The organism is Amycolatopsis sp. cg13, from assembly GCF_041346965.1.
Classification (GTDB): domain Bacteria; phylum Actinomycetota; class Actinomycetes; order Mycobacteriales; family Pseudonocardiaceae; genus Amycolatopsis.
This window is the reverse complement of sequence record NZ_CP166848.1, coordinates 5,724,675-5,738,566: the sequence shown is the minus strand read 5'-3', so window position 1 is coordinate 5,738,566 and position 13,892 is coordinate 5,724,675. Positions and strand designations below refer to the sequence as shown.

Here is a 13,892-nt window from a genome sequence, read left to right as displayed (position 1 = left end):
GCGCGCGGCTTGCTCCTCGGCGGCGGAGGCTATGCGGGCATGACGATCACCGGCCTCGCCGAAACGGCGGGGGTGAGTCCACAGACGGTGTACAACTCCGTCGGCGGCAAGGCCGAGGTCATCAAGGCGGTCTACGACGTCATGCTCGCCGGCGACGAGGACCAGACTCCGATGAGCGCGCGACCCGAGTTTCGCCGGGTGGCCGAGGCGACTGACGTGCCGTCTTACGCGGCTGCTTACGCCGCTTGGGTACGGGCGATCTCCGACCGGGTCGGGCCGCTGCTCGGTGTGCTGGTCGCACACGGTCCCGGTGGCGACAAGCTGCTGGAGGCCTTCGTGGCGACCATCGACTCCGAACGCCGAAAGGGCAACACGCACAGCCTGCGCGGCCTCGTCGAACGCGGACACCTGTCGTCGGACAGATTCGACGAGGCGGTCGACGCCGTCTGGACGCTGACCGCGCCCGAGGTGTACGACCGGCTGGTCCGGCGCTGCGGCTGGACCTCGGCAGCCTTCGAACGGTGGCTGGCCAACCAGTTTGTCGCGGTGCTGTCCGGCTAGCGGTGGTACTGGGGCGAAGCCATCGGCAACGGCGTCGGGTTGAGCCGGACCCACGCGACGGCGAGTTCGGACAGCCGGGCCAGTTCTTCGTCGGTTCCGTTGCCGGAGCGGGTGCGCTTGGCGAGCGCCTGTGCTTCTTGAAGTTCAGGCAGCGGGGTGCCCGACGCGAAGTAGCCGGGGAGCGCGTCGGCCATCGCGCGGAAGGATCGGTCCCAGTTCCCGCTGCCGTTGTCGAGGATCTCGCGAGCGACTTTTCCGGTTACGCGGATCGCTTCTCCCTGCACGGTTTCCGCCGCGCCCGAGGACGGCACGAGCAGTTCCCACAGCTGCTCGTGCTGCTTCTGCCAGGAGCCGTCGGGCACCGTGATCGGGGAGGTTCCGTCGTGGATCAGCCGCGGCGGGACCGGTTCGACGTCGAACAGGCGGTACAACTCCCGCAGTCCGGCGTCGGTCTCGTCGAGGAAGTCGCGGTTGAAGCCCTTGCGGTGGAACTCGAAATTGGCACCGATCCGGCGGACCAGCTCTCCCGCCTCGTCCGGCACGGGCGCGCCGGCGTCGAGGAGAAGCGCGGCGGTTTCAGCCATGCCCGCGATCCCGATGTTCTCGGTCTGCCGCAGACCGAACAGGAGCGGCGTGAGATTCGGCTTGCCGTCGATCGTGGCGTGGACATTCGCGCCGTGTTCGATCAGTGCCCGCACGGTTTCCGGCCGCTGCCGGCTGGCCGCGCCGTGCAGCGGGGTGCCGCTGTAGCGGCGTGGCCGTTCGAGGTCAGCGCCGAGGGAAAGCAGCAGCGGGATCTGCGCTGCGTGGCCTCTCGCGGCACGTGTCCACAGTGGAGTTTCGCCGTACTGGTTCGCCGCGTCTGCGTCGAGTCCTTGCTCGACTAGCCAGACGATGAGTTCGTCCGGGCAGTCGAGGTATCCGATCGCCGTTTCCTTGCCGTATCCGCCGCGAGCGTCCAGTGCAGTGCGTTCGAACACCGCCTGGAGTTCGGCGAGCGACGCGGACGTCAGCATCTCGTCGAAGTTCTTCGGCAGCGTCTTTCGCTTGCGCATCGGCGGTTTCTCCTTGGCATCCGGAGTCGCCAGCTTAGTGATCAGGAGGGCAGTTCGGACTTCAATCGGTGCTGCAGTTCGATCAGCGTCTGCCGGGCCAATTCCAGCCGTTCCAGGTCTAGGCCGTCGGTGGTGCGCAGGGCCAGGTCTTCGTACGCCGCTTGCATTCGGTGCAAAGCGGCAAGGCCGGTCGGGGTGACTTCGAGCAGTTTGGCGCGTTGGTGCGCGGGATTCGGACGGTAGCTGGCCAGGTCGTCGTCGACCAGCAGATCGGCGACTCGTTGGACGCTCTGCCTCGTGTGGCCCAACTGCGTGGCGATGGTCCCGACCGGAGCGGGTTCCGCTTCGACCGCGGCCAGCACCTGGTACCGCGCGACGCTCAGGCCGGTGGGGCGGGCGATGCCGTTGCCGACTGCTTCCAGGACGTCGGAGAGCCGGATGACCTCGTCCATCAGGTCGTTGTAGGCATCGCAGGCTTTCTTGACAGCATGCTGTCGTATCGCTAGCTTGTCGGACATGACAGCATGCTGTCATTCAGCGCTGAGCCATGCAACTGCTCGAGAGGATCATCTGGTGCGGATCGGCATAGGACTTCCGAATCAAGTGCGCGACGTCGACCCCGCGGTCGTGCCGCGGTGGGCGGCGCGGGCGGAGGTGGCGGGCTTTTCTTCGCTGGCGACGATCGGCCGGTACGCGTATCCGGGCGTGAGCGACACGGTTGCGCTGGCGGCCGCGGCTGGGGCGACGGAGCGGATCGGGCTGTTGAGCGGCGTGTTGCTCGCGCCGACGTGGCCGGCTGCGTTGCTGGCCAAGGAAATCGCGAGTATCGACGGCGTTTCCGGGCACCGGCTCACGTTCGGCGTCGGGGTGGGGCTTCGAGAGGAAGAGTTCACCGTGCCGGGGCTTGGGGCGCGTGGTCGCGGGGCGCGGTTCGATGCCGACTTGGAGATTTACCGCGAGGTGTGGGGCGGCAAACCGGTCGGGGAGAACGCGGCGGTACCGAGCGGGACGCGTCAGATGCCGATGTTGTTCGGCGGCTATACCGAGCAGGCGTTGCAGCGAATGGTGCGGTGGGGCACGGGTTACATCGCCGGTTCGGGCTCGGTGGCGGCTAGCGCGCCTCGCTTCGAAGCGGCGAAACGTGCCTGGAGCGAGGGCGGTCGAGAGGGGGTGCCGCGGTTGGTTTCGTTGGCCTACTTCGTTTTGGGCGACGTTGACGCTGGGCTGGCGAATGTGCGGGACTTCTATCGGTTGGCTCCGAAGGAAGTCGCGGACAGTGTGGTGCCTTGCTCGACTCCGGAGCTGGTGCGGAAGTCTATTGCGGATTTCGCTGAGCTGGGCGTGGACGAGTTGATCTTCGTGCCGGTGACGGATGACGTGGCCGAGGTCGCTCGGCTGGCGGACGTTGTCGGCTGACCATCGTCCAGGAAGATGACTTCGAGATCGGGGGCTCATCCGGGATATCACCGATGTTCCCGGTGTCGGGCGGCTCCAAGCTGAAGTCATGAGACTACGCGTAATAGCGATCATCGCGGCGATGCTCGTCGTGGTCGGGGCGGGGACCGCGCAAGCGGCACCAAGATTGGCGTTGCCGCGGACGGGCGGGGCAAGTCCGGTCGGGACTACCACCTTCCACTTCACCGATACTTCCCGCGCGGATCCGTGGGTTCCTTCGGAGCGGCGGGAAATGATGGTCACGCTGTGGTACCCGGCGCAGTTTCCGGGATGGCGGGCCACGCAGTACCTCACACAGCGGGAATCGGAGCTGATGGTGGCGGCGGCGGGTGTGAAGTCGCTGCCCAAGGACCTGCTGACGAAGGTTCGTACTCATTCCACTGTGGACGCTCTGCCGCAGTTCCGGCGGATGCCGTTGGTGGTGCTTTCGCCGGGGTTCACGTTGCCGCGCGCGACGCTGTCGTCGCTGGCGGAGGAGCTGGCCAGTCGCGGGTACGTCGTTGCGGGCATCGGCCACAACTACGAGGCGATCGCGACCACCTTCCCGGACGGACACACGACGGAATGCGTGGCAGATAAGATCAAGGACTGGAAGAAGCTCGTCAAAACCCGGGCGGCGGACGTGTCGTTCGTGCTCGATCGGCTCGTCGGGCCGCACCCGGTGTGGGGCGGCGGACGTCTGATCGACGAGCGGCGGATCGCGATGATCGGGCATTCGATCGGCGGAGCCAGCACGGCACCGGCGATGCTGGCCGACCGGCGGATCCGCGCCGGCGCGATGCTCGACGGCATGTACTACTTCCCGGTGACCGGGCTGGATCGGCCGTTTCTGCAGTTCGGGGCACCGGTGCATCAGCCGGGCGGGACGGTCGATCCTTCGTGGGACGCGGCTTGGCGCGAGATGACCGGGTGGAAGCGGTGGATCACCGTCGACCATGGCGACCACAGTATGTTCACCGATGAACTGCTGCTCTTCCAGCAGGCGGGGGTGCCGCTGCCGGGGGTCGAGATCGATCCGTCGCGGGGGATCCGGGTCGGCGAGGCGTATCTGACGGCGTTCCTCGACGAGCACCTGCGCGGAGTGCCTCAGCGGCTGCTGGACGGCCCGTCGCCGCGGTTCCCTGAAGTGCGGTTTTGGGGCTGAGTTTCGCTGTTGCGGAAGTCCGCGGAATTTCTTCGCAACCCCCTCCGGCGGTGTGCGTCTCTATAGGCAAAGGGAAAGCCAAGAGCGGGTCAGGGGAGAATTGAAATGCTCATGAAGACTGTCAAATTGGCCACCGTCGGAGCGGCTCTCGGCGCTGTCGCGCTGCTTTCCGCGTGCTCCGGCCAAAATTCGGCAGCCCCGGCGAGCAACCAATCCGCCCCGGTCAACGTCGCGGCGAAAAGCCAGGTCCAGCAGCCGAACACGCCAGTCAAAAAGGGCGGCAGCGGTGGCGGCGGGGCCAGCTCGGAGGACGTCAATTGCAGTGCGTACGGCGGAACTGTCGGACCGCGCAAGGTTGATTTGATCGCGGACGCAACCAAAGCCGGTACCGTCGGATGCACCGAGGCGTTCAACGTTATTACCGAATACTTCGACAAAATCGACAAGGCTGTCGGGTCGAACTACATGCTGACGGTGCAGGGCTGGCAATGCCTGACCGACACCGGCGCGGAGGGCACGCACGAGATCCGTTGCGCGAAGGACGGTCTCAAGATGCACACGACTCCGCCGAAGGACGAGAACACGCCGGACCCGCAGGAGCAGGGGACGGGGTACCACGGCACTCCGATTGACCCGCCCACGGCGCAGGACCAGGGGACCGGCTACAACGGGGTGCCGGTGGACCCGCCGAACGCGCAGGAGCAGGGGACTGGGTACAACGGGGCGCCGATCGACAATCCGGACCAGAACTGAGCTAGCTCAGCGAAGGTGATCGCTTTCTGCCGATGAACAGGCGCTGATCCCGCAACCCCGTCGCGAAAGCGGTGGGCAGGCGGATGCGAACGAGGGCCAGGCCTTGCGAGGCCTGGCCCTTTTCGTGGAGCGGGACGCGCGGATCGCCGACAACGCCCGGTCACGACATGGTCCTCGCCGCTGACCGCTACCAGCTCTCCTACGAATGGCCCGCGGACTGACCCAGCACCGAAGACAGCCCCTCCCGCAACACCCGGTAAGCCTCCTCTGCTCGCTCGACTGCGTCCGGGTAAGTCTCGTCAGCGCTCCGCCCGCCACGGATCTCCCGGGCGTTGTGAAACCCCAAGATCCGCTGCGCCCCGAAAATCTGCGCCGCCACCAACCGCGCGGTGAACTCGTCTTCGACGCCGCATGAAGCCTGCAGCTCCTCCACCAGCTCCTGCTCCTCCGCCAGCAAGTAAGTGGCCAGCCGAGCCAACAGCGCTGGCGTGGAGTACAGCAGGGTGTGGCACGTGATCGCGTCCGGCGAGTCGTTCAGGCCGGTCAGCGGGTCGTGTTCGGCCAGGCGGTCCAGGAAAGACCGTTCCAAAGCGGACAGGGCCGACACCCCGTCCAGCCGCGTGCGGACGATTTCCGCGGGGCCGTTGTCGTCGGCGAACTGGTGGATGACCAGGTCTTCCTTCGTCGGGAAGTACGCGAACAGCGTCGGCTTCGAGACCTCGGCCTCCGCCGCGATGTCGGCTACCGAGACCCCGTCGAAGCCGGATTCCCGGAACAGTCGCAGCGCCGCCGAGGCGATGGTTTCCCTCGTGCGGCGGCGTTTGCGCTCGCGCAGTCCTGACACGGGCGTCAGCCTAGCCGGAACTCGAACCCGGATAAAAACTTGACTCAGTTGTATATTTAACCTAGTCAAGAAACGGGGGGCGGGGAGTGGAACCAGAGATCCGGGCGGAGCGCGAGTATCTCCAGGCCTGTCACGCAGAACTGGACCGCATGCGGGAGGAGATCAAGACCGCCATCGCGACGGGGATGGGCGAGGGCGACGCGGTCGACGACAAGTACTTCAACCACGTCCTCAGGCAGTTTCGCACCGAGATTGCCGAGGAGCTAGCGGATATTGACGAGGCGCCGCTCTTCTTCGGCCGCCTCGATTACCCACCGGGCGAGGTCTACGAGGCGGCGCGCGGGTCGCATACTCGGTCGCCGCAGCATGACCTGGTTTACCTGGGGCGCAGAGGAATCCGCGACGACGACGGCGAACCGCTGGTGATCGATTGGCGAGCGCCGCTTGCCAGGGCGTTTTACGAAGCCGATCACGATCACCCGATGGGGGTGCGGGTTCGGCGGCGGTACGGGTTCGACCAGACCGGAGTGCTCAGCGCGTTCGAGGACGAGCCGCTCGATCGGCCCGGTTCCTCCGCGAATCGGCTGCTCACCGCGGAGATCGAGCGGCCTCGGCAGGGGCCGATGCGGGACATCGTCGCCACGATTCAGCCGGACCAGATGCGGCTGGTTCGTGCGCCGGTCGATCGGACGCTCTGTATCCAGGGCGCGCCGGGGACGGGCAAGACTGCGGTGGGTCTGCATCGGCTCGCGTATCTGCTTTACACCGAGCGGGTGCGGCTGCAGAAGGCCGGCGGGGTCGCGGTAATCGGGCCGAACCGGTCGTTTCTCGCTTACATCGCGGGCGTGCTTCCGGCGCTGGGCGAGGTGGCGGTTTCCCAGGCCACGATTGACGAATTGACCGGGGCGGGACAGCCGGCCGAGCACGTCGACGAGCCGCGGACGGCGCGGGTCAAGGGGGACGTCCGGATGGCGGAGGTCGTCCGGAGGCATCTGTGGGCGCGGATCCAGCCGGTCGATCGGACGCTTGAAGTCAAGTATCAGCACCGGACTTGGCGGTTGTATCCCGAGGATATCGCCGAGGAACTAAGGGAAATCCTCAGTCGCGGCGCGGATTACAGCGCGGGGCGCGAATTGCTGGCCCAGCGGCTCGCGCATCGGGTCTTGCGCGAGATGGAGCGGTCCGGCGGCACTAGCGCGACGTTGCATCAGCTTCGTCGCAACGCCACGATCAACAAGGCGGTCCGTGACATGTGGCCTGCGGTTGAGCCGGCGAGGTTGGTGCACGACTTGCTTACGGACCGAACAACGCTTGCTCAAGCGGCCGAAGGGATCCTGACCGATGAGGAACAGGAAGCGCTAATCCGGCCAAAGCCGCGCAGTCGTAAGGCGATGACCTGGTCGACGCTCGATCTGGCGTTGCTGGACGAGGTCTCGGCGCTGGTCGAGCGTCCGGCGAAACTCGGGCACGTCGTGGTGGACGAGGCGCAAGACCTCAGCCCGATGCATCTGCGGGCGATCGCGCGCAGGTTGGCGGGGGCGTGCACGGTTCTCGGCGACGTCGCGCAGGCGACCAGTCCGTCCGCGGTCCGCGAGTGGACCAGCGTTTTGGCTCATCTTGAGCGGCCCGGCGGGCGGATCGAGGAGCTCACGCACGGCTACCGCGTTCCGGCGGATGTCCTCGACTTCGCGGCTCGGCTGCTTCCGCACATCGCGCCGGAGCTGCGCAGTCCCACATCGTTCCGGCATTCCGCGGATGCCTTGCACCTGACCGAGACGGACGAGACGGTTGCCGCCGCGGTCGATGCTTGTGCGAAGGCGCTGGTCCAAGAAGGGTCGATCGGGTTGTTGGCGGCGGACGCGGATGTTCCGGAGCTAAGCCAGGCCCTCGCTGAGCGCGGGTTGGACCACGCGGTGTTGGGTACCGAGGGAACCGCGCGGATCACGGTGGCGCCGGTGAGTTTGGCGAAGGGGCTGGAGTACGACACGGTCCTGGTGGTCGAACCGGCGCGCATTGTGGCGGCGGAAGAGCGTGGGCTGCAACGGTTGTACGTCGCGCTCACCCGCGCGGTCAGCACGTTGCACGTCCTCCACGCTGACCAGTTGCCGGAGCCGTTGCTGGCTCAGACCGCGGCGGTTTGACGGCGCGTCGCGGAGAACTGCCAGCCGAGGAATCCCAGTGCCAGCAGCAAATAGCTGTTGCCGATCAGGTGCTCGAGCGGGCCCCAGGAGAGCTCCAGATAACCGTTCTTCGGCAGCCACGAATGCGGTGCGATCACGAAAATCGCGGCCACCGCGGCCAAACCGCCGACGGCGATCCGCGTGTGGGCGCGAGCGGCGAACAGCACGATCGCGGGCACGATCCACACCCAGTGGTGTGACCACGAAATCGGCGAGCACACCAGGATCGCCGCTGTATTGAGCAAGAAAGCCATCGGCGGGTCGGCGCGCAGCATCGCGGGAATGGTCAGCGCGAGCGCGGCCAAAGTCAGCACTGCGACCAGGATCAGTGTCGGGGTGTCCGGAAGTCCGAACCGGTGCACCGCGCCCTGGATGGTCTGGTTTGTCGCGAAAATCGAGCCGCTCATCCCGGACGCGCCGGTTAGCCCGCCGCCGAACCAGTACTTCATCGACGCTTCCGGCGCGATCACGAACCCGGCCACGCCGGCGAGCACGAACGTGACCACCGTGGTCACGACCGCGCGGAAGTCCTTCTTCAACAGGAAGAACAGCAGGAACCCGGCCGGAGTGATCTTCATGGCGGCGGCGAGACCCAGCAGGACGCCGCGCGGCAGCCGGGTCCGCGGGCCGAGGCAGTCGATCACCACGAGCGCCATCAGGAGCAGGTTGATTTGCCCGAACCACAACGTTTCGCGGACCGGTTCGAAGGCCAGTGACCCGGCTCCGACCACCAGCGCGGCCAGCAACGCGGTGCGCCGCCGGGCATGCGGCCGGACCACGACGTAGACGGTTCCGCAGAGCGCCGCGAGCGAGACGGCGAGCATCAGGATCGCGCCCAGTGGCAACGGCATCGCGGCGAACACCAGGAACACCACAGCCGCGAACGGCGGGTAGATGAACGGCAGGATCAGCCCGGCGCGGGTCGGCGGGAGCGGGCCGTAGACGTCCTCGCCCTGGGCCAGCGCCCGCGCACCGGAACGGTAGATCTCGAGGTCGAGCGGCCACATCGTGCAGACGAGCCACAGTATCGTCGCCGCCACCGCCACCGAGGCGATGACCAGCGCGAACACCGTTCGACGGCGGCCGCCGACGTCGTCTAGCCACCGGCGCAGCGCGACAGCGGGGGGCCGGAGGGAAGTCACTCCGCGATCATGCCGGTGCGATCACCCGTTCGCGCAGCGGGGGCGGGACCAGGCCACTTCGTCGACCGCGAGCCACGGCGCGCTCGCGGCGGCCGCGGGGGTGACTCCGGCGAAAGCTTTCACCTCGTGGTGCAGGTGCGACTGGTCGACATATCCGCTCTCGGCGGCCACCAACGCGGGGCTTTCCCCGGCGGCGAGCCGGTGCACCGCGTGGTCGAACCGGACCAGTTGCGCGGCGCGTTTCGGGCTGAGTCCGAGCTGGCCGCGGAACCGGGACCACAGGCGTTTCCGGCTCCATCCGGTCTCGTCGGCCAACTGCTCGATCCGGACCCGGCCGTGGTGTGCGTCCATTCGCTGCCAGGCGAAGGCGACCTCCGGATCGACCGTGCGACCGGCCTCGTATCGCTTGCCCAGCGTGGCTTCCACCAGCGCGAACCGGTCGTTCCAGGAGTCGAGTGCGCGCAGCCGGTCAGGAAGCCCAGCAGGCCAGACGTCCTCGAGCGGGACGATCTCGCCGGTCAGATCCGTGCCGAGTACGGCGTGCGCGACCTCGGGGGACAGCCGGATCTGCACGCATTCGATGTTCTGCCCGCGCACACGCATCTCTCGCGGTGCGATGCCGGTGACGGCGCTGCCGCGCGCCACCCCGTTGACGAACAGCCCTTCGCGGAGATTGACGAACATCGTGACCGCTGGGTACGGGACCACCGTCAAATCGATCAAATCGACGGTGTCGCCGACGAATCCGGCCATCTGCACCCCGGGCAGCCGGAGCGGCCGGGACGGCACGGCGATGCCCCACACCGCCGCCCCGTCGCGAGCCCATTCGGCTGGTCGCATACCGCCATCGTAGAAGAAAACCGGCGGCGCGACATTTCTCCAAGACCGCCGGCCGCTGCCCCGACCAGGCTGAACGGGTACCGGAAAGGGGATCCGTGATGATGAATTCCGCTGTTGAACTCGCCGCCGCCGTCCGCGCGAAGGAGGTGAGCCCGGTCGAAATCGCCGACTGCTATCTCGACCGCATCGCCGCGCTGGACCCGAAGTTCAACGCCTTCTGCTTCCGCGCCGACGACGAGGTCCGCGCCGCCGCGAAAGCCGCAGCCGACGCGGTGGTCCAGTGCCCGTCAGAGGACCTGCCGCCGTTCCACGGGATTCCGTTGCCGATCAAGGATCTCGCGAACGTCCAAGGCTGGCCGACCACCTACGGCTCGCTGGCCACCGACCGGTCCCCGCAGCCGAAGTCGGATCCGCTGGTGCGGCGGTTCGTCGACGCCGGTTTCCTCCCGCTTGGCAAGACCACGACGTCGGAATTCGGCGCGGTGCCGTTCACCGAAAGCGAGGCGCAGGGCATCTCGCGCAATCCGTGGGACCCGGATCGCACGCCCGGCGGTTCGTCCAGCGGCGCGGGGATCTCCGTCATCGCCGGAATGGCTCCGGTCGCGCACGCGGAGGACGGCGGCGGCTCGATCCGGATCCCGGCGTCGTGCACCGGTCTTGTCGGGCTGAAATCGACCCGCGGCCTGATCACGAACGCCGTGGTGGAGGTCGAAGGCTTCGCGACCAGCGGCGTCGTCAGCCGGACGCTCGCCGACACCGCCGCGGTGCTGGACGTCATCGCGCGGCACGACCCCGGTGCGTGGTGGTCGCAGCCAACGCCCACGCGGTCCCTTGCGCATGCGCTAACCGAAGAACCGCCGGAGGGCCTGCGGATCGGCGTCCTCACTACCTCGCTGATCGACGGCATCACCGTCGACCCGGCGTGCCTGACCGCGGTCGACAAAACCCTCCGTGCGCTCGAAGAAGCCGGACACCAGATCGTCGACAAACCGCTTCCGCTGCCGACGTCCGAGGAGCTGATCTCGACGTTCATGAAGGTCTGGAACGTCGCCAGCGCAGGCGTACCGGTGGTCGACCCGGACCGCATCGAACCGTACAACCGGGCCCAGCGCGAAGCCGCGAAGTCGGTCGATTCCTGGACTTACGCGGAGAGCGTGCACAAGACCCAGGTGCTGTCACGACGCATTGTCGAGGCCTTCACCGACAGCTTCGACCTGCTGGTCACGCCGACCATGGCCTGCCTGCCGCCGAAGGTCGGCGCGTGGCGAGCGAGCGGACACCCCGTGGTGGCCGCGTACCCGATGGGCGTCTTCACGTCGTTGTTCAACGTGACCGGCCAGCCGGCGATCTCCCTCCCGCTGCACCACGACGAGGCCAGCGGCCTGCCGGTCGGCGTCCAGTTGGTCGCCGCGCCCTGGCGGGAAGACCTGTTGCTGCAGGTCTCCCGCACGCTGGAGCAGGCGCTGCCCTGGACGGACCGGCGGCCGCCGCTCGATCTCAGCTAGCCGACGTAGGCGGCCAGGTGCTTCCCGGTCAGCGTCCGCTTCTTCTTCACCAGCTCGGCGGGCGTTCCCTCGAAGACCACCTGGCCGCCGTCGTGCCCGGCGCCGGGGCCGAGGTCGATGATCCAGTCGGCGTGCGCCATCACGGCCTGGTGGTGCTCGATGACGATCACCGACTTGCCCGATTCGACGAGGTGGTCCAGCAGTCCGAGCAGCTGTTCCACGTCGGCGAGGTGCAGGCCGGTGGTCGGCTCGTCGAGGATGTACACGCCGCCGTTCGACCCCATGTGCGTCGCCAGCTTCAGCCGCTGCCGCTCGCCGCCGGACAGCGTGGTCAGCGGCTGGCCGAGCGTCAGGTAGCCGAGCCCGACCTGCTCCATCCGTTCGAGAATCCGGTGCGCGGCCGGGGTTTTCGCGTCGCCCTCGGCGAAGAAAGCGGTGGCCTGGGCGACCGACATCGCGAGCACCTCGCTGATGTCCCGTCCGCCGAAGTGGTACTCCAGCACCGAGGCGTCGAACCGCTTGCCCTCGCAGACCTCGCAGGTGGTCGCCACTCCGGCCATCATCCCGAGGTCGGTGTAGATGACGCCGTTGCCATTGCAGTTCGGGCACGCGCCCTCGGAGTTGGCGCTGAACAGCGCGGGCTTCACGTTGTTGGCCTTGGCGAAAGCCTTGCGGATCGGTTCGAGCAGCCCGGTGTACGTCGCCGGGTTGCTCCGCCGCGAACCGCGGATCGGGGCCTGGTCCACGGACACGACGTCGTCGGACTCCCGGATCGAACCGTGGATCAGCGAGCTCTTGCCCGATCCGGCAACACCGGTGATCACGCACAGCACGCCAAGCGGGATGTCGACGTCGACGTCCTGCAGGTTGTGCGTGTTCGCGCCGCGGATTTCCAGCACGCCCGTGCGCTCCCGCACCGACGGCTTGAGTGACGCGCGGTCGTCCAAGTGCTTGCCGGTCAACGTCTTGCTCGCGCGCAGACCGTCCACAGTGCCCTCGAAACACACCGTGCCGCCGTTCGTGCCCGCGCCCGGCCCGAGGTCGACGACGTGGTCGGCGATCGCGATCGCCTCCGGCTTGTGCTCCACCACGAGGACGGTGTTTCCCTTGTCCCGCAACCGGAGCAGCAGGTCGTTCATCCGCTGGATGTCGTGCGGGTGCAGGCCGATGGTGGGCTCGTCGAAGACATACGTGACGTCGGTGAGCGACGATCCGAGATGCCGGACCATCTTCACCCGCTGCGCCTCGCCGCCGGACAGCGTGCCCGCCGGCCGGTCCAGCGACAGATAGCCGAGCCCGATCTCCACGAACGATTCGAGCGTCTCGTGCAGCGACTTCAGCAACGGCGCGACCGACGGTTCGGACAGCTTCCCGACCCAATCGGCGAGGTCGCTGATCTGCATCGCGCACACGTCGGCGATGCTCATCCCGTCGATCTTCGCCGACCGCGCCAGCTCGCTCAGCCGCGTCCCGTCGCATTCCGGGCACGTCGCGAAGGTGACTGCCCGGTCCACAAACGCGCGGATGTGCGGCTGCATCGCTTCGACGTCCTTGGACAGATACGACTTCTGGATCCTCGGCACCAGACCCTCGTAGGTCATGTTGATGCCTTCGATCTTCATCCGCGTCGGTTCCTTGTACAGGAAGTCCTGCAGTTCGCGCTTCGTGTACTTGCGGATCGGCTTGGTCGGGTCGACCAGCCCGGAACCGCTGTAGAGCCGGTAGTTCCAGCCGCCCGGGGTGTAGCCGGGGATGGTGAGCGCGCCGTCGTCGAGCGACTTGGTGTCGTCGTACAGCTGGGAAAGGTCGATGTCGTTGATCGAACCGCGACCCTCGCAGCGGGCGCACATGCCGCCGGTGATGCTGAAGCTGCGCCGCTCCTTGATCTCTTTTCCGGCGCGCTTCACGGTGACCGCGCCCGCGCCGCTGATCGACGCCACGTTGAACGAGAACGCCTGCGACGACCCGATGTGCGGCACGGCGAGCCTGCTGAACAGGATCCGCAGCATCGCGTTGGCGTCGGTCGCGGTGCCGACCGTCGAGCGCGGATCGGCCCCCATCCGCTGCTGGTCGACGATGATCGCGGTGGTCAGCCCGTCGAGCACGTCGACCTCGGGCCGGGCCAGCGTCGGCATGAAGCCCTGCACGAAACTGCTGTAGGTCTCGTTGATCAGCCGCTGCGATTCGGCCGCGATCGTGCTGAACACCAGCGAGCTTTTGCCCGAGCCGGACACCCCGGTGAACACCGTCAACCGGCGCTTCGGGAGTTCGACGCTGACGTCCTTGAGGTTGTTCACGCGGGCGCCCTGCACGCGGATCAGGTCATGGCTGTCTGCGGCGTGCTCCGGCGCGGGCTTCCCCTTGGCCTTCGTCATCGTCTCTCCTGTTTCTTTCCCCAGAGGTCCGGCTCGGA

12 protein-coding genes are annotated in these 13,892 nt (G+C 67.3%); 6 read left to right on the top strand and 6 right to left on the bottom strand.

The window, feature by feature from the left end; translation table 11 throughout:
• Window positions 1–39: 39 nt before the first annotated feature.
• Window positions 40–561 carry a hypothetical protein gene (locus tag AB5I40_RS26665; RefSeq protein ID WP_370932753.1) on the top strand — a complete coding sequence of 174 codons (522 nt, stop codon included), beginning with the start codon at window positions 40–42 and terminating at the stop codon, window positions 559–561.
• Here AB5I40_RS26665 and AB5I40_RS26660 read toward each other — a convergent pair.
• On the bottom strand, window positions 558–1,616 hold the full coding sequence (locus tag AB5I40_RS26660; RefSeq protein WP_370932752.1) for an ankyrin repeat domain-containing protein: 1,059 nt from the start codon (window positions 1,614–1,616) through the stop codon (window positions 558–560). The genes AB5I40_RS26665 and AB5I40_RS26660 overlap by 4 nt on opposite strands.
• 41 nt (window positions 1,617–1,657) lie before the next feature.
• Window positions 1,658–2,134: a MarR family winged helix-turn-helix transcriptional regulator gene (locus AB5I40_RS26655; protein WP_370932751.1), complete on the bottom strand. Its 477-nt coding sequence runs from the start codon at window positions 2,132–2,134 to the stop codon at window positions 1,658–1,660.
• Window positions 2,135–2,189: 55 nt separating this feature from the next.
• Between AB5I40_RS26655 and AB5I40_RS26650 the strand changes: the two genes are divergently transcribed.
• From AB5I40_RS26650 to AB5I40_RS26640, 3 genes are all read left to right on the top strand, one after another.
• Window positions 2,190–3,032, top strand: coding sequence for an LLM class flavin-dependent oxidoreductase (locus AB5I40_RS26650; RefSeq protein WP_370932750.1), 843 nt, complete (start codon window positions 2,190–2,192; stop codon window positions 3,030–3,032).
• Between the two features lie 88 nt (window positions 3,033–3,120).
• Window positions 3,121–4,215 (top strand): alpha/beta hydrolase family protein, encoded by a 1,095-nt coding sequence (locus AB5I40_RS26645; RefSeq protein ID WP_370932749.1) that lies wholly within the window; start codon window positions 3,121–3,123, stop codon window positions 4,213–4,215.
• Between the two features lie 105 nt (window positions 4,216–4,320).
• On the top strand, window positions 4,321–4,968 hold the full coding sequence (locus AB5I40_RS26640; protein ID WP_370932748.1) for a hypothetical protein: 648 nt from the start codon (window positions 4,321–4,323) through the stop codon (window positions 4,966–4,968).
• Window positions 4,969–5,167: 199 nt separating this feature from the next.
• Here AB5I40_RS26640 and AB5I40_RS26635 read toward each other — a convergent pair whose 3' ends face one another.
• Window positions 5,168–5,812: a TetR/AcrR family transcriptional regulator gene (locus AB5I40_RS26635; protein WP_370932747.1), complete on the bottom strand. Its 645-nt coding sequence runs from the start codon at window positions 5,810–5,812 to the stop codon at window positions 5,168–5,170.
• A gap of 86 nt (window positions 5,813–5,898) precedes the next feature.
• Here AB5I40_RS26635 and AB5I40_RS26630 point away from each other — a divergent pair, with 86 nt between their 5' ends.
• Window positions 5,899–7,953 carry an AAA family ATPase gene (locus AB5I40_RS26630; RefSeq protein ID WP_370932746.1) on the top strand — a complete coding sequence of 685 codons (2,055 nt, stop codon included), beginning with the start codon at window positions 5,899–5,901 and terminating at the stop codon, window positions 7,951–7,953.
• Here AB5I40_RS26630 and AB5I40_RS26625 read toward each other — a convergent pair.
• Entirely contained in the window at window positions 7,935–9,134 is a 1,200-nt protein-coding gene (locus tag AB5I40_RS26625) for a glycosyltransferase 87 family protein (RefSeq protein WP_370932745.1), read from the bottom strand. The two genes, AB5I40_RS26630 and AB5I40_RS26625, sit on opposite strands and share 19 nt — an antisense overlap.
• A gap of 21 nt (window positions 9,135–9,155) precedes the next feature.
• A complete protein-coding gene (locus tag AB5I40_RS26620) occupies window positions 9,156–9,974 on the bottom strand; it encodes a helix-turn-helix domain-containing protein (protein ID WP_370932744.1) in 819 nt (272 codons plus the stop codon).
• Between the two features lie 98 nt (window positions 9,975–10,072).
• On the opposite strand from AB5I40_RS26620, the gene AB5I40_RS26615 reads away from it, so the two are divergent.
• Window positions 10,073–11,479 carry an amidase gene (locus tag AB5I40_RS26615; RefSeq protein ID WP_370932743.1) on the top strand — a complete coding sequence of 469 codons (1,407 nt, stop codon included), beginning with the start codon at window positions 10,073–10,075 and terminating at the stop codon, window positions 11,477–11,479.
• Here AB5I40_RS26615 and AB5I40_RS26610 read toward each other — a convergent pair.
• Entirely contained in the window at window positions 11,476–13,854 is a 2,379-nt protein-coding gene (locus AB5I40_RS26610; RefSeq protein ID WP_370932742.1) for an ATP-binding cassette domain-containing protein, read from the bottom strand. The genes AB5I40_RS26615 and AB5I40_RS26610 overlap by 4 nt on opposite strands.
• Between the last annotated feature and the right edge of the window lie 38 nt (window positions 13,855–13,892).